This window comes from Blautia sp. HCP3S3_H10_2 (assembly GCF_052122375.1).
Lineage (GTDB): Bacteria > Bacillota > Clostridia > Lachnospirales > Lachnospiraceae > Blautia_A.
The window spans coordinates 168,406-190,543 of record NZ_JBQKCL010000005.1 but is presented as its reverse complement, the minus strand read 5'-3'; the positions used below and the strand labels follow the sequence as shown (position 1 = coordinate 190,543).

The window sequence follows — 22,138 nt, the reverse complement described above, 5'->3', positions numbered from 1 at the left end:
CCTTATAAAACTTCAACATTTCCTTTTGACAAGATGAAGTTGCAGCGATATAATCAAATTACAACTTCATCAAACTTCACTCGTATAATAGCACCGAGATGTAGTTTCATCAATAGTTTAGATGAAGTTGATGAAGTTACAGACCAAATTTTTAGAAAGGAAGGGCTACCATGACATTTTCCGACAAAATCAAAGTATCAAGGGAACTCTGTAATTTAACCCAACAGCAGCTCGCTGATAAGGTTGGCGTATCTAAGCGTACAATCGCCGCCTATGAAACCACCGATGCAAAAGCACGGTCTTCTACTATGAGGAAATTGGCGGTAGCGCTAAACGTTTCATACGACTACCTTGCGAACGATGATGTGATCGATCCAAAGCAGGGAATCGAAAAGATGAGCCATATCGAATTGGCAAGAAGCCAATATGGAACAAAGGCTGCGAATGAAGTGGACGAACTGTTAGAGCGCAATGCTGCCCTCTTTGCTGGTGGTGAATTAAGCGAGGAAGCCAAGGATGCTTTTTTCACCGCTGTTACCAGAGCATATCTGGAATGCAAAGAGCAAGCAAAAAAAACTTACGGCCGAAAGAAATAAGTCCCTTTTATTGTACAGCTAATTTTGTAGAATTATAAAATAGGATTGGTATATACAGAAAAGAGGGATCTGAATGAGCGTGGATTATATCTGCCGTGAAGTCAAGCGGCTGAAAAAGAAATACCATGAATCAGACCCGTTCAAGTTGTGTGATGCTATGGGCATCATACTTCTGGATGCTCCAATGGGCAATTACCAGGGAGCCTGCAAAGGATTTTTTCTGGTGCAGAGCCGTAAACGCTCCATCACGATCAACAGTGATCTCCCAGAAGAACTTCAGCGTATTATTGTCACACACGAGCTGGGTCATGCTGTACTCCATGCAAAAGCCGCAGGGGTGAATGCCTTTCACGACTTTGAACTGTTCGACAGCGCCTCTATCATGGAATATGAAGCTAATATTTTCGCAGCCGATTTTCTCATGGACGATGACGATGTCCTGGAAAAACTCAACGAGGACATCTCCTTTTTTGGTGCGGCCGCACTCTTACGAGTTCCACCAGAACTACTGGATTTCAAATTCCGTCTAATGAAACGGAATGGCTATAAAATGATCGATCCTCCCTTGATGGCAAACAGTAACTTCCTCAAAAATGTAGAAACGGAGGTACATAATGAATATTAAAGTTTATGTCGATGTGACCGCCCGGTTCAACAGCGAGGGCGTTCTGATTCCTCTCAGCCTAACCTGGGAGGATGGTGAAGAATTTGAAATTGACCGTGTTACCGACATCCGACAGGCAGCTGCAATGAAGGCTGGCGGTCAAGGTGACCGATACACGATATGGGTCAGAGGAAAACAAAGCTATCTCTTCTTTGAACGGAACCACTCTCTCACCGGGAACAACCTGGGGCGTTGGTTCGTAGAGAGGAGAACCGCATGAATACGGAGATTACATACACAACCGTCGATACGGATGCTCTCGATTTCCTGAAGGTGATTTATTTCGGAGTGATCACCAACCCTTACGAGGCTGCCAGCAAGAGAGCCTACCTGGATATGAACCGGACGATCCGTTTCAACGGTATGCCGGAAGAAAAAAGAACTGAACTCCGTACCGCCGTCACTGTTATGCTTGAAAAAGAAATCCAGCTATTGTCACCGGTACTCATCACAAGCCAGAAGGAATATGATTCTTGGCATCATGCCAGATGTACAGAAATCCGTTCTCTTTACCGTGCAGATGGCATCGAGTTCCATTATGGTCAGTCACAGAAATGGCTGAACATGATGATAAAGTACCTGTATATGATAGGCGAATGCACCTTTGACCGTATATTTGAATTTCTCCATGTACCTCTGGATAACTATGTATTTGACGTTGCCCAGAAGGAACTTGGGATTTCCCGCCCGAAAATCCCCTGGAGCAGATGGGATGATTACACCGGGCAATACGAAACATATCAGAATGAGCTGCGTTCCAGAATCCATGACTACCCACCTCTGCGTTGGGAATTCAAATTTTGGATGAAGGAAGCTCGACAACACACAGTAGAATAGAAGGGAAAATAAAATGCGAGTATATGATCCGCTTATGAAGTATTTAGACGAGTGTGGTCTTCAGACTGTCACTCTGACTTATTCAGAAATAGAAAAAATCATCGACCGAGAATTGCCTGTCACAGCTTATAAAAGGTCTCAATGGTGGGGAAATAATAAAAACGGACATTCACAAGCTGCGGCGTGGTTAGATGTGGACTATAAGACTTGCAATATTATCTTGGGTCAATCGGTCACCTTTGAAAAGGTTCACTGAAAGGAAAACTACGACAAATACAGAAAAACAAAATGTTCTCCAGAACCTCAAGAACACTGATACCTGTTCGGTAAGCAGCTACTATGAGGCTTTGGAGAACATTGAAGATATGAAATACAACTACGGTGATTATATGATCACCGAACCTATAGACTGCCAGGAGGAATTGAAACGGTTACCGGAAGCTGACTATGATCTGTGCTGCGCACTGCTCACGATGCTTCTACGGGAAGATCATTTCTGCAATGGTTCCTTTGAGAGACGGCACAGAGCCGGAGATGTTCAGCCCATTCTGGATAGGATGATTGCTCTCCTGGCAGACGGGGAATAGGAGGCAGCGATGGCAACACTTGAATCATACGGCCGAGAAGTACACAGCATCCGTGGACAAGCCTGATGTGGAAAACGCAAAGCCTGACATGCTTCCATTATTTATTGCTGCAAAACGTGTTGAAGGATGCTCTGAAAAGTCTCTCCGCTATTATGAATCGACGATCCGTAATATGCTTGAATCCATCGACAAGCCCGAATGCCAGATCACTACCGAAGACCTGCGTGGATACCTTGATACCTACCAGCGTCGTGGAACTGTTAGTAAAGTCACACTTGATAACGTGAGACGAATTCTTTCATCTTTCTTCGCATGGCTCGAAGATGAGGACTATATCGTCAAGAGTCCCGTGAGGAGAATTCATAAGGTCAAAACCGGAAAAACAGTTAAGGAAACCTATTCTGATGAATCGTTAGAGATTATGCGTGACCACTGTGACAATACTCGTGATCTTGCCATGATCGATCTCTTATCTTCTACTGGCATCCGTGTTGGTGAACTGGTAAAACTCAACCGCAATGATGTGGATTTTGAGAACCGCGAGTGCATTGTGTTCGGTAAAGGCAATAAACAACGGAAGGTGTACTTTGACGCAAGAACAAAGATTCATCTGCAGCGTTACCTGTCAGAACGCACGGATGATAATGAGGCTTTGTTTGTATCCCTGATTAAGCCTTATGACCGATTGCAGATCAGTGGTGTCGAAATTCGCCTCCGCAAAATTGGCCGAGAGTTGAATCTTCACAAGGTTCATCCTCATAAGTTTCGCAGAACGCTGGCCACAATGGCTATTGACAAGGGGATGCCAATAGAACAGGTACAGCAACTTCTGGGCCATCAGAGTATTGATACCACATTGCAGTACGCTATGGTCAATCAGAATAACGTAAAAAAATCTCATAGAAAATACATCGGATAACGCTGTCATCTGTTTGCAATTCTCAATTTATGGAGCTGTTTGGCGATCCGGTAATCAATACTCAGGGACGTGAAGTTCGTCCATTTAAGGACTTTATGTTGGATATACGGTATGGTACAAGCCAACCGCCTGTGTTTTCTGAAGATGGCGTATTCAAGTTTATTCGAGCAACTAATATCAAGGAGGGTCGGATAACAGAAAAGGATATGCTAAAGATTTCTGCTGAGGAAGCATCAAAAATTGAAAAATGCAGACTTAACGGAAACGAAATAATAATAGTTCGAAGCGGTGCAAATACCGGTGATACCTGCGTTGTCACTGAGAAATACCGGGATCAGTATGCTGGCTACGATATCATCATTACTCTGGATTTAAAGATCGCCAACCCGGTGTTCTTCAATGAGCTGATGAATACACATTACATGCAAGCCGTAATAAAGCCATTAACTGTTAGAGCAGCCCAGCCGCATATTAATTCGGAGCAGGTACAGAACTTACCCATGCTGGTTGTACCGTTGCCAGAACAGGAGCAATTTGCAGCCTTCGTCCAGCAGAGCGATAAATCAAAATTATCCGCATCGGAAATGATGCGGATAGTCAATCAAATCACTATAGCATTGGGTCAGTTCGTCGGATTCGCAACTCACCATCACCTACATTGACTTCAACTCTATCATTGATTGTGAAGCCAGCATCCTCCAGCCATTTACCTTTGAGAATAATAGCAGGGGTATCCTGGTACCTGTACCCCGATTGTCCGTATACCTTGAGTGTTCTTGTTTCCTTCTTGCTCATTTGTCTCCTTTCGGCTTGTTCCTAATTTGAAAAATATAACGATACCTGCTTGGTATCGTTAAAAGGGTATGCAATTATCTCCTACCACTCAGAAATCACTTTGCGCGTCGTTTCATTTTGGAAGGGTAATCTTTATCGCTTGGTGGCCAAAAAGCCTTATATCGGCCTTCTACGCCGCTATAGGCATATTTGTTTGTATCAATATGCTCGTTTCTTTGTTCCCCTGCAAGTGTGTAATGTAATCCGTTCATGTTCATACCTCCATGTAAATGTAGTTTTTGGGTATGTGTATGTTCGCTCTGCTGCCGGAATATAGCAAGTCATTTTTCTGGCATATACTGCACAAAAAAGAGCCGTGACCGGGCAGTTTTCGCTGTCGATCATGGCTCTTTTACAGTATTCTATGGAAATCAGGTCATCCGTAGTCAAACGGTAGTAGGCTATGGCTCGGTTTGCACCGATTTGCCCCACAACAGCCGACAACCTCGGACATGAACTGTCCTACTTTCGCCTGCCGTGGCAGATGAAAAGTATTTTTATCATTGTTGCATAACCTCGCATTTCTTTGTTTTTCTTGGTATTTCAGGCTTTATGAGTCCTTGTAAAAAATTGATATTTGGCATAAATTGGTGTGTTATGGCATATGTTATGCCGCAAAAGGTGTAAAATAAGATGTAGATTCCACAGTTTTACACCTTGCCATTTTAAGCTATAAAATCGTAATTACACAATCCGAAGTCTGGCGACTTCTTCTCTGGCATCCTCAAGATTTACATGTGTATATGTATTCAATGTAACGCTTATATCTGAATGCCCCATCAAATATTGTAATGCCTTTGGATTCATTCCCGACTTCGCCATATTGGAACAATAAGTGTGTCTGCATACATGTGGATGTGTCAAGTATAGGACAAAAAAAAATTTATTTTTTTCTGCCGAAGCCTATCTGACGCTTCCATCAGGTAGTCCCAGCACCTTTATTATCTTATGATAAGTCATTCTTGTCCTGCTCAAGTTACCTCTGTTCCGAAAAAATATCGTCAAAATTCCATTCGATTTCAATTTCATCCTGACTATGAACACGAATCACCTTGATAATCTCACGCAACTTCTCTGTATCGAACTTCTGAATTCCCAAGAAATCTTTTAGTTTTATTTTATCAGAAAGTTCGTTTTGTTCAAGAAGCTTTTTACTATTCTCTGCATCTTCTATCTTTCGTTTTATTTCATCCAGCTGTACACTTATCTTTTCAGCTCTCTGCTTATACAAATCACGATCTATACGACCATCTTTATAATCATCATAGAGCTTCATCTTTTCCGAGGTCAACTGTCGGCTCTGTTTTTGCAATTCTGAGGTATTGATCTCTTTGTAGTCGCATTGCCTTTTGGCAGATACTTTCTTTTCTTTTTCCAACATTGACGCTGCATACTGATGAACAAGCCCAAGGATATTCTCCTCCAGCGGTTCCCGCCGGATCACCAGACTTCGACACACAGGATCTCCATTGGTTCGGGCATCTGAGCATTTCAGCAGATGCTCTGTTTCTTTTAACAGAGAATGCCCACAGTTGGCACATAGCAGCAATGCCGGCTGTTTTTTACGTCTTTCCAGAGTAAAATTAGTGCGTGATTCCGCAACACTTCTCTTCTTTTTCGGATGCATTTCATTTGCTTTTTCAAACAATACCCTGTCTATAATTGCCGTATGATGATTTTCCAGGCGAACCCATTCTGTTTCCTCATTTAGAACTGCTTTATGACCGGTATGCATACTGCAACGTGTTTTTCCCCAGATTCTGGTTCCAATATAAATCTCATCCCGTACAATTGACGCTACTGTCGTAGGGCTCCAGTGTTTCTTTTTGATCGTGTCAAACCTCTGGAACTGCACCTGATCCCCTCTTGATAATTTCTGCTCATCACAAGTGGCAATCGCCTGTCTGTTCAATTCCCTTGTAATATCTGCAAAACTTGTTCCCTCTGCTGCCATCTGAAAAATCATTTTCACAACTTTTGCAGCTTCCGGATCAACTTCCAGCCTTCCATCTTTTCCTTTTTTATAGCCATATCTGGCATTTACCGGAAGGCGTGTGCCGTTTTTTGTTCTTGTCTGCATTGCTGATGAAATTTTCTTGGACAAATCCAGACTATACATATTGTATACCAGATTCTGCAATGCTACATTCATTCCACCAGTCATTCCGCTGCTTGCTGCACTGTCATAGCTGTCATTAATCGAAATAAATCGTATTTGTAGAAGTAGGAAAATATATTCAATATAAAATCCAACTTCCAGATAGTCTTTTCCGAATCTGGAAAAGTCTTTTACAACTACACAGCCGATTTCTCCGCTTTTCATGTCATCCTGCAGCTGTTGAAATCCATGCCGTTTAAAATGAGTACCGCTGACACCGTCATCCACATATTCCAGGATGTCAGCCTCAGCTACACCCAGCTGATCAATCACAAATGATTTTAACAGAATTCTCTGAGAAGTTACACTGTCGCTCTCTTTTTTGGCTCTGCCATCTACATTGTCATCTTCTGCGGATAAACGGATATAAACAGCTGTTTTTCTATGATCTGTCATCTTGACTGCGCCTCCTTCTCTTTCTTTAATTTCTGTAAATCTGCAAACTGATCGTCATATACCAGCTTGATCTCATAATCATACTTACCATGGATAATAATTGAATCCACAAAGGCATTTGCCATTTCTTTTGTCAGCTTACGCTTTGACATATAAGTATGTATCACATTTCCCCAGCCTTCTTCAATGTGGTAATCCTGGGAATACCGAACCTGTGCCGCCAATACAGTGTCCAGACGGCTCTTGATATTCTCAATTTCATTGGAATAGATCCGAGAAAACTGTATGTACTCTTCTTCTGTAATCAAACGTTCTGAGTAATCTTCATATAAATCCGATTTACGCTTACTGATACGGCTCAGTTCCCGTCGAAGTTTCCCCACTTCTTTATCCAAAAGCAGGTACTGTGTCTGATTTTTGGAAGCTGTATTCATTTCCTGAATCATTTTTTCCGTATCCAATACTGTTTTCATATGCGTTTGAATCAGGCGAAGAACATCGTCATCCACATATTCTTTTCTGACTCTGTGCCCTTTACATTGCTTTCCCCCTGATTTATGGTTGGTATTGGCTCCGCAGATATAAAAGAATGTGCCATTTCTTTCTCTGGACAATGTCATGCGGTTGCCACAGCCTCCACACCATATCTTTCCTGTATAGAAATTATGATTTCGAATAGCCCCATTGTTCTGCTGATGTCTCTTCTTATACGCTTCCGTATATTCCTGTATTTTAGATTGTACCTGCTGAAACAGCTCTCTATCTATAATTCCTTCATGTGTATTCTCCACATGCAGCCATTCACTCTCTGGTCGGTTTCTCTGTTTATTTCCCTGAAAAACACTTTGCTGGTATTTTCCAAATACAGAATCACCTGTGCAATGAACATCCTGAAGTACTCGTTTCACTTCATAATTGTTCCAGGGTTTTGACTCAGGAAGCGGCTTTTCACCGGTTTTATAAAATTTTCTCTGTAGAGTCGGCGATAAAACGCCATCTTTATTGAGCTGTCTTGCGATATCACTATAGTTCCTGCCATCCATATACATAGAAAATATACTCTTCAGATGTTCTGCAGCTTCTTCATCAACGATCAGCTGATGATGGTCCTCTTCTGACTTTCTGTAACCATACGGTTCCCAGGTACTTGTAAATTTTCCCTTTTTCCAAAGTGCTTTTTTGGCGCTGCTGCTCTTTTTGGCAAGGTCTTTCGAATAGAACTCATTGATAATATTCTTCAATGGAACTGTAAGATCCACACCCTCTCTGAAGGAATCGAAATCATCTGTCACAGCCAGGAATCTTACATGGAAAAACGGGAATACTCGTTCTATATAATTACTGGTTTCGACATAATTTCTTCCAAGTCTGGACAAATCTTTTACGATCACACAGTTGATTTTTCCATGCTTGATATCTTCCATCATCTGTACGAATCCAGGACGGTCAAAATTTGTACCGGAATAGTCAGAGTCCTTATAAACTTCCGCAACCGAAATATCTTCCGTATCTGCCACAAAGTTTTTCATCAGTTCCACCTGGGTTTCTATCGTTCCTCTTTCTAAGGTTTCTTCTGTTTCCATTGAAATTCTGGCATACAATCCTGCCCTGAACGGTCTTCTCACCTCTGTCTGGACGGTTGCACTGCTGACTACTTCCGGAATGTTTTTCCTGCTCTTTCGTGCCATTTTATACAACCTCCTTTACCTTGACCTGCAGATTGTTATTATCATCTATTACCATATCAACTCCCATAGCAGGTAATTGATTCAGCAATGTCTGATAACAATCATCAAAATCAAAAGTGATCTCTATATTCTTTTTATCGTATACTCTGATTTGCCTGATCAGTTCTACCACCACTGTGCGGGACAGTTCTTCAATATCCTGATACTTCACAAAATAATCCAGCCAGGTATTGGCTTTGTCTGCTTTTTCCAGCTCACTATCCATTTCTTTCTGGATCGCACGGATACTCTCTTCCGCATTTCTAAGCCGCTTTCCATAGGCTGCATGAAGCTCTACATAGTCTTCTTTTGATACAATGCCCTCTTTCATATCCGAATAGAGCATCATCCGTAACTCCTTACAGCGTTCTGTCTCCTGCTTTTTCTTCTCCAGCCTGTCCTGCAGCTTCTTCATATTGATCTCCTGAAATGGCACAGTACCAATAAATTCCAGGATTCTTTTCAGGTGCAGGATATTTTGGATATGCTGTTTCAGCATCACCAGTACGGCATCTTCCAGATCCTTTTCCGGTATTCTGTGACTGGAACAGCGTTTTGTTTCTTTATTTGTGGAACATAGATAATAAGCATATTTTTTTCCTGCCACAGTGGAAACCTTTCTTGTCATAGGTGCACCACAATCCGCACATACAGCAATTCCGGACAACAGATATACCTGCTTTTGGTCAGGTGAAGTACGTGTATCCATGCCCAGAAGCCTCTGCACAATTTCAAAATCACGGTCGCTCACCAGTGGCTCATGATTTTTCTCAATCCGGATCCAGTCATCTTCCGGTTTCACATAAGTCTGCTTCACTTTATGGTTCGGTGTCGTCCTTTTTCCCTGCACAAGGTTTCCGATATAAACCTCGTTTTCCAGTATCCTGCGGACGGTAACGGAACTCCAAAGTGCCTGTTCTTTCTGCCGGAAGCCTGTTTCATAACGACTGCCGCTGCTGATTTTATACTCAAATGGGGAAAGAATACCCAGTTCATTTAAACGATTAGCGATCGCATCCTGACTCATTCCCTGCAGCTTCATCTTAAAAATATCCTGTACTACACTGCCTGCAGATGGATCAATCTCTAATTTATGCTTATCTGTCTTTGTCTTCCTGTATCCAAAAGCTACAAACGGAGTCACACACTCACCTTTTTTCCTCTTAATCTCAAGATTACTCCTGATCTTAATAGAAATGTCACGGCAATAAGCATCATTGATTAAATTCTTAAATGGGATAATGATTTCGTCTGCCTGATTCTTTCCTTGAGACTGTCATAATTGTCATTGATGGCAATAAAACGCACACCAAGAGCCGGGAATAATCTCTCGATATACTTCCCGGAATCAATATATTCCCTTCCAAATCGTGATAAGTCTTTTACCACTACGCAATCTACAATTCCACGCCGGATATCTTCCAGCATTGCCTGGAATGCAGGACGATCAAAATTAGAGCCTGAGTAGCCATCATCAACTCGGACTGAAACAACTTCTATATCTTTTTTGTCTTTCAGGAAATCCAGAATCAAAGCTTTCTGGTTAGAAATGCTGTTACTTTCCAGTTTTGCTGAACTGGAAATATCGCCATCTTCTTTAGATAATCTGACATAGATGGCGGCATGATAGATTTTATTGATATTCTGATACATATCTTACCTCCTTTTATTACGTCAGAAAATCCATGTAATAAAAGGGGGCTGCATAATTTGTCCTTACCGACATTCTAACACAGTCCCCTCAATCTTGCCAGTACTTTTTCAGACACTCAGAAGCATATTCTCAAATGCCTGCTCCATAGATATACCGTTATTGGCAAATCTGACTTTTACTTTCATATTACCGATCCGGACCAGATAAGGATTTCCTACTTTATTCAGAAAAATATCTCTCCGTTCCTGAAGTGGCTTATTTTTGTCTGCTTTTATCATCCGTAGATCAGTCATTTCATTGATATCTACATCACTGAAATCCTGCTCCAGATAATTTCTATATTCCTCTGCCGTCATGCCCTTCTCCTTCCATTCCCATCTGAATCCGTACTGCTTTCAGTACCCGATCCAGGCTCCACTTGTTTACTCTTCCGCATTTCTCAATAATACATTTTGTAGAAATGCTCATAACCTGTTCAGCCAAGGCCAGGCTTCCTTTTCGGATCCCTGTCATGTCATATTTACTGATAAATACATGTGTTGGTAAATACCGCTTCTTATATATTCTTGATGTCAGCGGAACTACTGTAATGACTGAACTGTATGTATTAGCTTTGTTATTACTTACTACGATCACCGGTCTTACTCCACCCTGAACCGAAGTTGTCGGGAACATACCGAGATCCGCCCATAAGATATCTCCTCTGCGGATTGTCATTTGTCCTCTCTCCAATCTATTATTTTTACTTGTAAAGCATCCATAGCGCTATATTGGCTCCACAGGAATACGGCAGAGTTTCTTTCCCATAAGGAAAGCTCTGCCACATAACCTCTATAGCCAATTTGATTATTAAACAGTGCTCGCTCGATTCTATTTATCCCCGATACCCCGAATCGTTACTCCCGCATATGCAGGAAGGGAATAATAACCTGCCCGAATGCATACTCCGGACCACAACCCGAAAACTCTCGTTTCCAGGCTCCAGCAGTTCATAGGTTTACCAGTTACAGACTTCTCAGGGTCTGCAAGTGTATCGCATCTCACACATGTCATCGCATCACCAGCCTGCCGACTGGCTTTGGTCAGTGCTTTTTCACAGCATTATTGACTCTAAATAGTTTCTTACGTCCTTATAATCCTATAGCGGCATCTTCCCCGTGCTCACTGTATGAAATGTCACGTCAGTTATTATTGGATATTCAGTTATCATGGTGCATTTTAGGGAGTCCTTAAAGCTCCTCTAATTACTAAAATCAAATGACTTCGGCTGATGCAAAAAATTTTCCAATATTTTTTAAAAAAATTCTTTCATATACATTTCACGCATTTTATTAAGGATCGTTTTCAGTTTGTACGCTAATACCTGTCTGGAGATTCCCATAATCTCTGCCATCTGTGTCTGAGTCTTGTTTTCAAAGAAAATGCCGTAAATAATCATGCGTTCCTCTGCATTCAGCTGGTCGATCACTTTATGAATATCCTGCTGTTCCATTTTTGTCAGTACACTGTGCTCCACGTCACAATTCAGATCCGGGAAATCCTCAATCATGAATCCTTCCCCATCAATGGACTGTCCACTGTAAGGTACCTCCCGCAACATCTTATCCACGACCTCTCCTAATCCGTTCTTAATCTCAACTTTTTTTGCCTTGCTGCTTCTGTAAAAATTGTTCATCGCATACGCAACTTCTTTTGTAATCTCGATCATTTCTCCATCAATATTTGCGTAGTACTTTCCTTCATAAAAATATGGGTGTTCAATATACATATCCGTTCCTCCTGAATTTGAAATCTTGTTGCTCGTTTCAAATCCAGAAGGAGGACCTCTGTTTAGGATCATGCCTGCTCCGCCTTTATCCTGCCGGGATACGCCCGCAGTTATTGGCCGAGAAATTCAGGCACAAAAAAAGCCCCAGTAGTTTTTTCTTAACTACTGAGGCTTTCGTCTCTTTCTTGTATTCAGTTATCTATGCCTTCTTTCATCAGCATAATCATTGTATCAGGATAAAGTTCACAAAGTATCCGCAATACGTTCCCATAAGTTCATGTCATTATTGAAATCGTACATATTTCAGTATAAAAAGTTCACTATTCAAATTCTGATTATTTATAGTTAATATGGTCTATCAAAATGACTATTTCCTGTTTCATTATTTAACTTAACAAAACAATTCCTATGCTAAAAGGCGGAGTTCACTTTACATTTTCCCAATATATTTTTCTGCCATATGTACTGCCATAGCACCATCTGCCACAGCTGTTACTATCTGACGAAGTAACTTTGTTCTGACATCTCCTACAGCATAAACACCTGGAATACTCGTTTCAGTATTTTCACCTGCTACAATATATCCTTTATTATCCAGTTCTATCTGATTATCTAAAAAATCTGTTGTCGGTTTTCTTCCTATACTCACAAACAGGCCGTCACATTCTATAATGTTTTCTTCTCCTGTAACTGTATCTTTCAACCGCACACCAGTCAATCGTTCTCCATAAATCAGTTCATTTACTGTATTATTCCATCGAAACTCTATATTTTCAGTTTTCATCAGCTGGTCATGGTAGATTTTCGTTGCACGTAATGTATCTCTACGATGAACAATGATGACTTTCTTAGCAATTCGACTTAAAAGAGCAGCATCTGATACAGCAGAATTTCCACCACCAACAACCACCACGATCTTATCTTTATAAAACATACCATCACAGGAGGCACAATAAGCAACCCCATGACCTATCAATTCTTTTTCTTTAGCGAGACCAAGTTCTCTTGGATTTGCTCCAGTAGCAATCACTACTGTTTTCCCAATATAAATTCCCGAACTAGTTTCTACTCTCTTAAGCTTTCCTGTTAAATCCATATTATAAACTTCAGCATATTCACTTTTAGTGCCAAATTTTTCCGCCTGTTTTTGCATTTTCTCTGCCAATGAAAATCCGTCAATTCCATTTTCAAAACCAGGATAGTTATCAATCTGCCAGGTCAATGACATCTGACCACCTGCAGATAATTTTTCTATAACAATTGTATCAAGTCCTGCTCTGGCTGCGTATAATGCTGAAGTATACCCTCCAGGTCCTCCCCCTACGATAATCATATCGTAAACATGATTTTCATTCATACAGCAGTCCTCCTTTTATTTTTCCAATGCTTCATTAATAAAATTCTCTATCATTATTTTTGATTCAGGTGCAACAATAGAATCTATTGCCTTTCCATTTCGATATAAAACCAGCGTAGGAATCACCTCAATCTTTTCAGCTTCTGCAATCTGCGGTTCTTCATCAATGTTTACTTTTCCAGCAACAAGAATATCGCTGTATTCTTCACTTATTTTTTCATAAGCTGCTCCAATTCTACGGCAATAACCACACCAAGGTGCCCAGAAATCAACCAAAACCGGTTTTTCCTTATGAATTAATTGTCCAAACTTTTCTTTATTTATATTTATAGATGTCATATTTTTCAACTCCTTCTCCTATTTGAACTTAATATACCCCAAATAAGTGCTTGCTTCCGTGATGATATCACAGAAAAGTTGATTTACTTTATCACGCTTTTTTACTTCTATTTACAGCATATGTCAGTTATATAATTGACTCTTCTCAATAAATTAAGTATACTCTCATCTTTGACAGTTACAAAAAGATGGGAGTATTATACGTTCAATTCATTATTTTCGGCAAGTAAGAAATAATCAATATGAGAATCACATAACACAAAAGGATGTGCTGCGGTAACTTCTACATTACCTTAGCACATCCTTTCGTACTAATATTTTTTGCTATTCTTCTTAATGGCAGCTGTGGCTTCCACATCCATGCTCACCACATGTATGTCCTTCCCCGTGGTTGTGCTCATGGTGAGAACATTTCACATCCGGATTATACTCAAGTGTTTCATTGATAAAAGCTTCTACTGCTTCATCTGCATCTCCGGAAACTCCTCCGAAAAGCTTGATGCCTGCTGCCGCTAACGCTGTCTGTGCGCCGCCTCCGATTCCGCCACAAATCAAAACATCTGCATTCAATGCATTAAGAACTCCTGCCAATGCGCCATGTCCGCTTCCATTCGTATCTACTACTTCTGAATGTACTACTTTTCCTTCCTCTACATCGTAAATCTTAAATGTCTCTGTGTGTCCAAAGTGCTGGAAAATCTGTCCATTTTCATATGTTACTGCTATTCTCATAATACCTTCTCCTTTTTCTGCTGCATATTTTTTGTAAATTTCCTGTTTGTAACATCCTCCAAAGCTGCAGTTGCCGCTCTGACCGTCACAGATTCTGAAATCCCCGCCCTCAATTCTGAGCGGATGTCCGTCAATAAGTGCATCTGCTATTTTCTTCCGGGCAATCTCGTAAATCCGCTGGACCGTCGTTCTTGCGATCTGCATAGATACTGCACACTGCTCCTGACTATAACCTTTCTTGTCCAAAAGACGGATTGTCTCGTACTCATCTACCGTCAGAACAATGGGTGTTTTTTTCTCCGTATCATCTGCCGGAAGAAATTCTAAAACATTGGGGAAATGGCAGACTTTTCTGCATTTTACTGGTCTCGGCATAAACTGCTCCTTTCTCGCTTTTCTTATATAATAGCCCTATAAAAGGCATATGTCAATAACGTTTTTGACATATGCCTTTTATGAATCACCTTATAGTATTACTTCTTTTCATTATTTTTTAATTTACAAATACCCTGCGTCATTGTTCCCATTGGACAAAATGTACACCAGGTTCGTGGCTTATATAACACCATTACAATCAACCCTAACAACAAAGATGTAAGCATCAAACTATAAAATCCAAAACTAAACTGTGCCACCCAATCAGCTACTGTTCCGGCAGTGTATGTCCATCCCCACGGAACACGGAAGGTCCAGAATAATTTGATGGCTTCACGTAAGGATGATGCTCCGGCACCAACTAAATATGTCTGAAATACCATATTCCCAAACATTGTAAGAAAAAATATCAAAAAGCCGTATCGGAACCATTTTGAACTCATCCATCGCGGGGTTAGTTTATTTCTTGAGCATTTTAAATCTCCACCAAGCTTACTAAAAAGCTGGCCACGTCCACACAAATGATTACAGAAAAATTTATTTCCACCGAATATTGCTATTCCTAACGGCAACAGGAAATCAATCATCCCAAACCAAGCGAACAAAATATTAAAAAAACCGAGAGCAAAATAAAGGATCGCCCATATCCATAAATAATCATACCAATGTTTCTTTTTCTTCACATCGCTGTCCTCTCTTTCATTTCAATACAACCTGCCGGACAGGACTTTGCACATTTTCCACATCCTACACACACTGTTTCTTCTACCACAGCATAACATCCATGGTAAACTTTGGCCGCTGCCAGCGGACAAGTATTTTCACATACTCCGCAGGCAACACATCTTTTTTTATCGACACTTGCCACTCTTTTTGCCAATGCTTTGTTCCCCTTTCAAATTTTGTATCTCTTTTGTACCTGAAAAAGGTAAATCCTTCTGTGACATTATTACATAAGAATTTACCTTGAACGCTAATCATTACAATGACATATTTTTATTATACATTACCTTTATATTTATATATGATGTTTAGAATCTCCTCAGTTGTTCGAATAATTTCTTTTTGTTTTTCTTTCATTGTTATAGATTTGCTTTCTTCTTCAGCTAACGAAGAGTAAAGGTGAATGGTATTAGCATGATTCCATATCTCATCGCAAATTTTCTCGATTTCATCAGCACTCCGAAATGCCTGGTCTGTTTGCATTTGCAAGTGTTCTCGTTGCTCTTCCAGATGATTCATCCGTTCTTGTAACTGATCCCTTTCTTTCTGCAATCGATCATGTTGTGCTTGCAGTTGATCTATTTGTATTTTAATTTCACTCATCTTTTCTTTCTGTCTCCGCATAAGCATCATCAAATATACAACTACAAATACAAATAATAGTATTATGTACAGCATAAACTTCTCCTCACGACACATATATTTCGACGGTTTTCCGCAAATCAACTATTGATAATGGCATAGATAGAACAGTTAGTTTTCCTGAATTCTTTTTAATCTCAACAGCATCAGGATTGCCTGTGATTAAAATTACAGGTGTTGTCCTGTCCGCACGCCATGGCTGATTCGGTTGGCTCGTCATATCTTCGGTAACAATCCAAAGATCCGGCTTATGTCTGCCTAATTTTGTTTTAGCACTTTCTGGTGTGTAAAACAGCATGATCTGATCTGAAATAAACTGCAATGCTTCTTTTAATCCTTTTGCATAGCGTTTATTGCCACAGATCAGTGCAATAAGAGAAGCATCTTTCTTTTTTTGTGTTACCTGAATAAAATCCAAAACTGGTGTATTATAAAGACTAAAGTCTTTTTCCAAATTAACTTTATCATAGTAACTCTTTGCTGCCTTGCACATTCTCAGACAAAACTGTTCTATGTCTATACGAATATCGATTCTGTTCTCCTGTATGTTCATACTGTCCAGCTGACAAACTGACATTCCACAGTTTAATCCAAGATGAAAGTGTATATTCTTTTCATCATTTAAAAATCCTTTGTTTTGATGAAGATATTCACACCGAAGCTGCCAACAGCGTTCTCCGCAAATATATGGCTTTTCATCGGATTGAGATAGTTTAAAGTGGTCCCCTGCATATTCATCAAACCAGCGGATATATTGGGTTCCCACATCACGAGTCGGATTTTTTTGCCGATCCAGCATAACCCGTCCATCTCGATAATGTTTAACAATTTCCGGGAAAGCAATACCTCCGCAAATATCTGGCAAAGTCAATGCCAATGCCAGTGCAGACTGCCATCGTCTATCTACAATATTCAGTTCTACTTCTTCAATTCGGTCCAAAAATGTAAAACTGACATCTCCCTGCATTATTTATCCCTCCCTATCATATCTACAACAGTCATGTATTATAATCAGTATATTTTTATTTATGGCATATGTCAATTATATGATTGACGCATCTTAAAAAAGCAAGTATACTATGTTCGTAAAGGAGATAACTGTTATGAACTTCGAAAATTATTTTCCACTATGGAGTGACTTAAATACAGCACAGAAAAAACTAATTTCAGACAATTTAATCACACAGGTTGTAAAAAAAGGAACGATCATTCACAATGGAAACCTGGACTGTACTGGATTATTACTGGTTAAATCCGGGCAGCTTCGAACCTACATACTTTCAGATGAAGGACGGGAGATTACACTTTACCGTCTGTTCGATATGGATATGTGTCTTTTATCCGCCTCATGTATCATGCGCTCCATTCAATTTGAAGTAACCATTGAAGCAGAAAAAGATACTGATCTTTGGATCATCCCTGCTGAAATCTATAAGGGCATCATGAAGGATTCTGCTCCTGTCGCAAACTATACCAATGAGTTAATGGCTACCCGTTTTTCTGATGTCATGTGGCTGATTGAACAGATTATGTGGAAGAGTTTGGATAAGCGTGTTGCTTCATTTCTTTTAGAAGAAACATCCATTGAAGGAACAAATGAACTGAAAATCACTCACGAAACTATCGCAAACCATCTTGGTTCCCACAGGGAAGTTATCACTCGAATGCTTCGATACTTTCAAGGCGAAGGACTCGTCAAACTCTCTCGCGGCAAAATAACAATCCTTGATTCGAAAAGACTGGAAACACTACAAAGATCATAAAACGTTTTTTTCTCTAAAGAATCCTCCATTTATCAGAATTATGAAAGTCATTCTAATAAATGGGGGATCTTTTTATACTACAATCAAACTATAAAAATATTTTATTTATTTCTAATAATCCATACCACATGCATATGATCTTTCAATCAGTGTATGGTCATTAGCCACTACATCATAAAAGCGGAATCCCCCTGAAAAGTTGTATGTTTCATATCCATTTCCTTCCAAAATACGGCTTGCAATATAACTGCGTAGCCCACTCTGGCATATCAGGTAAACAGGCTTTCCCTTCTCAATTTCATTGATACGTTCCCTCAGTTCATCTACAGGAGTATTTTTGAATCCATTAATATGCCCCCTGCTAAATTCATCTACCGTTCTCACATCCAGCAACACAGCATTTTTATCTTTAGAAATCTTATCCATATCTTCCAAATGCCATTGTTTTAAGATCCCTTTTGCTATATTGTCTATCATGAATCCGGCCATATTTACAGGATCCTTTGCAGAGGAATAAGGCGGTGCATATGCGAGATCCAAATCTTTCAACTGGGTTGCCTTCAGCCCTGCATGAATTGCTGTTGCCAGTACATCAATACGTTTATCAACTCCTTCATATCCAATAATCTGAGCACCAAGCAAGCGATAAGTCTCTTTTTCAAAAACCACCTTCATGGTCATCACTTTTCCACCGGGATAGTAACCGGCATGACTCATAGGCGAAAGAATTACTGTATCTACCTCTAATCCTGACTTTTTGGCATTGGTTTCATTGATACCTGTGGTAGCTGCTGTCATATCAAACACTTTGATAACGGAGCTTCCCTGACTGCCCAGGTAACGGCTATCACCGCCACAAATGTTATCAGCAATGATTCTGCCCTGTTTATTGGCTGGTCCTGCTAAAGAAATCAGCGCATCATCACCCGTAACATAATGTTTTACCTGAACTGCATCACCTGCTGCATAAATATCCGGTACAGAAGTTTCCATTCTGTCATTCACTACGATACTTTCTTTGATGCCAAGTTTCAGACCAGCTTCTTTTGCTAATGCTGTGTCTGGTGTGACTCCGATTGCCAGCACTACCATATCAGCCTGAAGGGATGGATTATCTTTTAATAAGATCTCCACTCCATTGTCTTTTCCTTTAAATCCTTCTACTGTATAGCCTAGTACCAGTTTTATTCCATGCTTTCTCATTTCATTATGGATCATGGATGCCATATCCGGGTCAAATGGATTCATCAGCTGCTTAGACCGCTGGACGATTGTAACATCCATGCCAAGCTCCCTCAAATTTTCTGCCAGCTCTAAGCCTATAAAACCGCCACCAGCCAACACTGCAGATTTTGGATGATTCTTATTAATATATTCCTTTATCCGAAAAGTATCTTCTACTGTACGAAGTGTAAAAAGCTTATCAATACCTACTCCAGGAAGTCTCGGCTGTGTTGGCTTTGCACCTGGAGAAAGGATCAGCTTATCATATTTTTCTTCAAATATCTCACCATTCTCCAAATTTTTCACTGAAACAGTTTTACGATCCGGATGTATGGAGATAACTTCATGATGAATTTTCATGTTAATACGGAAGCGTGCGAAAAAACTCTCCGGTGTCTGTAGTGTAAGTTCTTCCTGATCTGTGATCACATCGCCAATATAATACGGAAGCCCACAATTCGCATAAGATATGTATCCAGATCTTTCAAATACAGTAATTTCTGCATGTTCATCCAGTCTTCGTATTCTTGCTGCAGCTGTAGCTCCTCCGGCTACACCGCCTACGATTATTACCTTCATCTTATTTTTCCACCTTTCCTGAATAAGCAACAATGCCACCGATATTATTTACTTTAGAATATCCCATTCGTTGCAACAACCCTGTTGCTTGACGACTTCGGGCTCCGGAATAACAGTATACAAACAGTGGAATTTCTGTATTTTTCGCTACTGAAACAACATTGTTAAGTTGTTGTAACGGTACATTTTTACTTTCTGGTATATGCCCTTCCTGATATTCCTGCGGAGTACGTACATCCAGCAGAACTGCACCAGCAGTCCTTTTATATTCCTCTATCCCTTGATTAATATTCGCCTGTTTAAGGAAATCAAAAAATCTCATTAGCGCACCTCCTTAAAGCATTTCTAAAATTGCATTCTTAGGTCTCGCACCTGAAACCTGTTGTACAATCTTCCCATTCTTCATAACCACCAAAGTTGGGATACTCATAATACTAAATTCACTTGCCAGTTCAGGCTGCTCATCCACATTGATTTTACCAACTTTGATATCAGGGCGTTCACCTGCAATCTCCTCTATGACAGGAACCACCATACGACAAGGAGCACACCAAGGCGCCCAAAAATCCAAAAGGACAGGTTTATCAGAATTCATTACTTCATTCTGGAAATTATTTTTATTGATATTAATTGCAGTCATTTTATAATCCTCCCTATCATTACTTTGTGGCTTTATTATAATCTGAATTTTATTTCTTTTCTGTGATGACATCACCATACCACATTGCCTTAACTTCTTGCCATACCATCTACACTTAGTATAACACCTGTAATATAACTCGCTTCATCTGAAGCAAGAAACACAAATGCATTGGCAATATCTTCTGGCTGTCCAAGACGACGCAATGGAATTCTTTCAATCATAGGTTCGATAACTTCCTTTGGCACGGCCTTCATCATATCAGTTTCTGTAATCCCAGGTGCAACTGCATTAACACGAATACCTTTAGGTCCTAGTTCTCTTGCTAATGATACAGTCAATCCGTTTACTGCAAACTTGGATGCAGGATAAGCAAACCCACTTGGCTGTCCAGAAATACTCACCATGGAAGAAGTTGAGAGAATGACCCCCTTGCCTCTTGCCACCATACATTCTGCAGCTACACGAGTAGTATTAAATACTCCTTTTACATTTAGATCCATGACTTTATCAAAAGTCTCCTCTGTATAATCCATAAATGAAGTGTTTTCTGAAATTCCTGCATTATTTACCAGTATATCGACACATCCATATTTTTCAATTGCCTCTTTAAAGGCCTTTCTGACAGACTCCATGCTTGCAAGATTTGGACTAATTCCAGCAACTATTGCATTGGGATATTTTTCTTTTAATTTATCTACAGCAGTATCTGCCGATTCCTGTGAACTTGCCGCCAATACAACTGTAGCGCCTTCCTTCAAGAATTTATCAGCTGTAGCAAATCCTATGCCACGGCTTCCACCCGTAATGATTGCAACTTTATCTTTTAATCTCATTTAGACTACCTCCTTACTTAGTTTCTAGCTACATTATAAGCAAAAGGTAGATTATTTTCTGTGATATCATCACAAAATATCGCAATAAAAAACCCTGTTGCTCACGCAACAGGGTTTTGATTTATCCATCCATATTTAACACAAGATTAGGCTTCTATTCAACTTCTGAAAACTGATCTTTTCCAACATTACATAATGGGCATTCAAAATCTTCCGGAACATCCTCCCACTTTGTTCCTGGTGCAATACCACCTTCAGGATAACCTTCCTCTTCATCATATTCCCATCCGCAAACGTCACATACATATTTCATTAGTTTGTTCCTCCTTAAAAATATATTAATACGCAGCATATTTTACTGTTGTATCTGAATTATTTTGTAATCTTGGCACAAATGTCAAGTGTTTTTAGCATTTCCAGAACCCATGAAGATTGCAGTATGCATATACTTCTTCTACATATTCTCCATCGCAAAGACAAAAATCTGCTACCGGCTCCTGCCCTGGATTTAACTGTTTTCTGTATATTCCCTGATTTGTATTTAATGTAATCCACTCAATGAAATGCTCTTCAAGCATTGGATGTTTTGTCTCTCCGACCACGACATGAACATGACTGCCTTCTACCGTATATACAGGTACATGCTTCTCAACAGCAGCATCTGTCACTCCAGCTTTTAATTCCTGCATAGGTTCTCCGCAACAAATTACAGGTACACCCTTATCCTTTACCTTTTCAACAATGTTTCCACAATGCTTACATATATAATACTTTACTTCCATGCTTTT

Annotated in this window: 30 protein-coding genes and 2 pseudogenes; 9 read left to right on the top strand and 23 right to left on the bottom strand. The window is 40.1% G+C overall.

Annotation, left to right across the window (positions count from 1 at the left end; all coding sequences use genetic code 11):
* The first annotated feature begins 170 nt into the window (after positions 1-170).
* The 8 genes from ACTQWB_RS07345 to ACTQWB_RS07310 all read left to right on the top strand — a co-directional run bounded on the left by ACTQWB_RS07345 (position 171) and on the right by ACTQWB_RS07310 (position 4,265).
* Positions 171-596, top strand: coding sequence for a helix-turn-helix transcriptional regulator (locus tag ACTQWB_RS07345; RefSeq protein ID WP_441501296.1), 426 nt, complete (start codon positions 171-173; stop codon positions 594-596).
* A gap of 73 nt (positions 597-669) precedes the next feature.
* Complete coding sequence (locus ACTQWB_RS07340; protein ID WP_441501295.1) at positions 670-1,221, top strand: ImmA/IrrE family metallo-endopeptidase; 552 nt, start codon at positions 670-672, stop codon at positions 1,219-1,221.
* Positions 1,211-1,480 carry a hypothetical protein gene (locus ACTQWB_RS07335; RefSeq protein WP_178686211.1) on the top strand — a complete coding sequence of 90 codons (270 nt, stop codon included), beginning with the start codon at positions 1,211-1,213 and terminating at the stop codon, positions 1,478-1,480. The genes ACTQWB_RS07340 and ACTQWB_RS07335 overlap by 11 nt, the downstream gene beginning before the upstream one ends.
* Positions 1,477-2,097, top strand: coding sequence for a hypothetical protein (locus tag ACTQWB_RS07330; protein ID WP_441501294.1), 621 nt, complete (start codon positions 1,477-1,479; stop codon positions 2,095-2,097). Before ACTQWB_RS07335 ends, ACTQWB_RS07330 begins: the two co-directional genes overlap by 4 nt.
* A gap of 13 nt (positions 2,098-2,110) precedes the next feature.
* A complete protein-coding gene (locus ACTQWB_RS07325; RefSeq protein ID WP_441501293.1) occupies positions 2,111-2,353 on the top strand; it encodes a DUF7662 domain-containing protein in 243 nt (80 codons plus the stop codon).
* Complete coding sequence (locus ACTQWB_RS07320) at positions 2,289-2,684, top strand: DUF6508 domain-containing protein (protein ID WP_441501292.1); 396 nt, start codon at positions 2,289-2,291, stop codon at positions 2,682-2,684. The genes ACTQWB_RS07325 and ACTQWB_RS07320 overlap by 65 nt, the downstream gene beginning before the upstream one ends.
* Complete coding sequence (gene xerA, locus ACTQWB_RS07315; protein WP_441501291.1) at positions 2,659-3,603, top strand: site-specific tyrosine recombinase/integron integrase; 945 nt, start codon at positions 2,659-2,661, stop codon at positions 3,601-3,603. Before ACTQWB_RS07320 ends, xerA begins: the two co-directional genes overlap by 26 nt.
* 29 nt (positions 3,604-3,632) lie before the next feature.
* Positions 3,633-4,265 (top strand): restriction endonuclease subunit S, encoded by a 633-nt coding sequence (locus ACTQWB_RS07310; protein ID WP_441501290.1) that lies wholly within the window; start codon positions 3,633-3,635, stop codon positions 4,263-4,265.
* On the opposite strand, the gene ACTQWB_RS07305 is transcribed toward ACTQWB_RS07310, so the two are convergent.
* From ACTQWB_RS07305 to ACTQWB_RS07225, 17 genes and pseudogenes are all read right to left on the bottom strand, one after another.
* The gene (locus ACTQWB_RS07305) at positions 4,213-4,398 is read right to left on the bottom strand and encodes a SymE family type I addiction module toxin (protein WP_441501289.1); all 186 of its coding nucleotides are present in this window, start codon (positions 4,396-4,398) and stop codon (positions 4,213-4,215) included. The genes ACTQWB_RS07310 and ACTQWB_RS07305 overlap by 53 nt on opposite strands.
* Before the next feature lie 95 nt (positions 4,399-4,493).
* A complete protein-coding gene (locus tag ACTQWB_RS07300; RefSeq protein WP_441501288.1) occupies positions 4,494-4,649 on the bottom strand; it encodes a hypothetical protein in 156 nt (51 codons plus the stop codon).
* Positions 4,650-5,121: 472 nt separating this feature from the next.
* Positions 5,122-5,292: pseudogene (locus tag ACTQWB_RS07295) on the bottom strand (tyrosine-type recombinase/integrase); the annotation flags it as partial.
* A gap of 121 nt (positions 5,293-5,413) precedes the next feature.
* Positions 5,414-6,991 (bottom strand): recombinase family protein, encoded by a 1,578-nt coding sequence (locus ACTQWB_RS07290; RefSeq protein WP_441501287.1) that lies wholly within the window; start codon positions 6,989-6,991, stop codon positions 5,414-5,416.
* Positions 6,988-8,679: a recombinase family protein gene (locus ACTQWB_RS07285; protein WP_441501286.1), complete on the bottom strand. Its 1,692-nt coding sequence runs from the start codon at positions 8,677-8,679 to the stop codon at positions 6,988-6,990. Before ACTQWB_RS07285 ends, ACTQWB_RS07290 begins: the two co-directional genes overlap by 4 nt.
* Position 8,680: 1 nt before the next feature.
* Positions 8,681-10,371: pseudogene (locus ACTQWB_RS07280) on the bottom strand (recombinase family protein).
* Between the two features lie 108 nt (positions 10,372-10,479).
* On the bottom strand, positions 10,480-10,728 hold the full coding sequence (locus ACTQWB_RS07275) for a DUF6870 family protein (protein WP_441501285.1): 249 nt from the start codon (positions 10,726-10,728) through the stop codon (positions 10,480-10,482).
* The gene (locus ACTQWB_RS07270; protein WP_005344285.1) at positions 10,709-11,089 is read right to left on the bottom strand and encodes a type II toxin-antitoxin system PemK/MazF family toxin; all 381 of its coding nucleotides are present in this window, start codon (positions 11,087-11,089) and stop codon (positions 10,709-10,711) included. The genes ACTQWB_RS07275 and ACTQWB_RS07270 overlap by 20 nt, the downstream gene beginning before the upstream one ends.
* Positions 11,090-11,242: 153 nt before the next feature.
* Positions 11,243-11,425, bottom strand: coding sequence for a hypothetical protein (locus ACTQWB_RS07265; RefSeq protein ID WP_081646594.1), 183 nt, complete (start codon positions 11,423-11,425; stop codon positions 11,243-11,245).
* A gap of 241 nt (positions 11,426-11,666) precedes the next feature.
* The gene (locus ACTQWB_RS07260) at positions 11,667-12,140 is read right to left on the bottom strand and encodes a sigma-70 family RNA polymerase sigma factor (protein WP_256171739.1); all 474 of its coding nucleotides are present in this window, start codon (positions 12,138-12,140) and stop codon (positions 11,667-11,669) included.
* Between the two features lie 430 nt (positions 12,141-12,570).
* A complete protein-coding gene (gene trxB, locus ACTQWB_RS07255; RefSeq protein WP_441501284.1) occupies positions 12,571-13,497 on the bottom strand; it encodes a thioredoxin-disulfide reductase in 927 nt (308 codons plus the stop codon).
* Between the two features lie 15 nt (positions 13,498-13,512).
* A complete protein-coding gene (locus ACTQWB_RS07250) occupies positions 13,513-13,836 on the bottom strand; it encodes a thioredoxin family protein (RefSeq protein ID WP_015524989.1) in 324 nt (107 codons plus the stop codon).
* 333 nt (positions 13,837-14,169) lie between these two features.
* A complete protein-coding gene (locus ACTQWB_RS07245; RefSeq protein ID WP_227616290.1) occupies positions 14,170-14,943 on the bottom strand; it encodes a NifB/NifX family molybdenum-iron cluster-binding protein in 774 nt (257 codons plus the stop codon).
* A gap of 98 nt (positions 14,944-15,041) precedes the next feature.
* Complete coding sequence (locus ACTQWB_RS07240) at positions 15,042-15,626, bottom strand: 4Fe-4S binding protein (RefSeq protein WP_441501283.1); 585 nt, start codon at positions 15,624-15,626, stop codon at positions 15,042-15,044.
* A complete protein-coding gene (locus ACTQWB_RS07235) occupies positions 15,623-15,823 on the bottom strand; it encodes a 4Fe-4S binding protein (RefSeq protein WP_028086469.1) in 201 nt (66 codons plus the stop codon). The genes ACTQWB_RS07240 and ACTQWB_RS07235 overlap by 4 nt, the downstream gene beginning before the upstream one ends.
* 119 nt (positions 15,824-15,942) lie before the next feature.
* On the bottom strand, positions 15,943-16,269 hold the full coding sequence (locus ACTQWB_RS07230; RefSeq protein ID WP_243874112.1) for a hypothetical protein: 327 nt from the start codon (positions 16,267-16,269) through the stop codon (positions 15,943-15,945).
* Positions 16,270-16,354: 85 nt separating this feature from the next.
* Positions 16,355-17,275: a hypothetical protein gene (locus ACTQWB_RS07225; protein WP_441501282.1), complete on the bottom strand. Its 921-nt coding sequence runs from the start codon at positions 17,273-17,275 to the stop codon at positions 16,355-16,357.
* 136 nt (positions 17,276-17,411) lie between these two features.
* Between ACTQWB_RS07225 and ACTQWB_RS07220 the strand changes: the two genes are divergently transcribed.
* A complete protein-coding gene (locus ACTQWB_RS07220; RefSeq protein WP_441501281.1) occupies positions 17,412-18,071 on the top strand; it encodes a Crp/Fnr family transcriptional regulator in 660 nt (219 codons plus the stop codon).
* 111 nt (positions 18,072-18,182) lie between these two features.
* Here ACTQWB_RS07220 and ACTQWB_RS07215 read toward each other — a convergent pair whose 3' ends face one another.
* The 6 genes from ACTQWB_RS07215 to ACTQWB_RS07190 all read right to left on the bottom strand — a co-directional run bounded on the left by ACTQWB_RS07215 (position 18,183) and on the right by ACTQWB_RS07190 (position 22,132).
* Positions 18,183-19,874 carry an FAD-dependent oxidoreductase gene (locus tag ACTQWB_RS07215; protein WP_441501280.1) on the bottom strand — a complete coding sequence of 564 codons (1,692 nt, stop codon included), beginning with the start codon at positions 19,872-19,874 and terminating at the stop codon, positions 18,183-18,185.
* A 1-nt stretch (position 19,875) separates the two neighbouring features.
* Positions 19,876-20,196, bottom strand: coding sequence for a rhodanese-like domain-containing protein (locus ACTQWB_RS07210; protein ID WP_270404858.1), 321 nt, complete (start codon positions 20,194-20,196; stop codon positions 19,876-19,878).
* 12 nt (positions 20,197-20,208) lie between these two features.
* On the bottom strand, positions 20,209-20,514 hold the full coding sequence (trxA, locus tag ACTQWB_RS07205) for a thioredoxin (protein WP_129256983.1): 306 nt from the start codon (positions 20,512-20,514) through the stop codon (positions 20,209-20,211).
* Positions 20,515-20,603: 89 nt separating this feature from the next.
* Positions 20,604-21,350: an SDR family NAD(P)-dependent oxidoreductase gene (locus ACTQWB_RS07200; protein ID WP_129256982.1), complete on the bottom strand. Its 747-nt coding sequence runs from the start codon at positions 21,348-21,350 to the stop codon at positions 20,604-20,606.
* 154 nt (positions 21,351-21,504) lie between these two features.
* Positions 21,505-21,663, bottom strand: coding sequence for a rubredoxin (locus tag ACTQWB_RS07195; RefSeq protein ID WP_005339874.1), 159 nt, complete (start codon positions 21,661-21,663; stop codon positions 21,505-21,507).
* A gap of 94 nt (positions 21,664-21,757) precedes the next feature.
* Complete coding sequence (locus ACTQWB_RS07190; protein ID WP_117989805.1) at positions 21,758-22,132, bottom strand: desulfoferrodoxin family protein; 375 nt, start codon at positions 22,130-22,132, stop codon at positions 21,758-21,760.
* Positions 22,133-22,138: the final 6 nt, after the last annotated feature.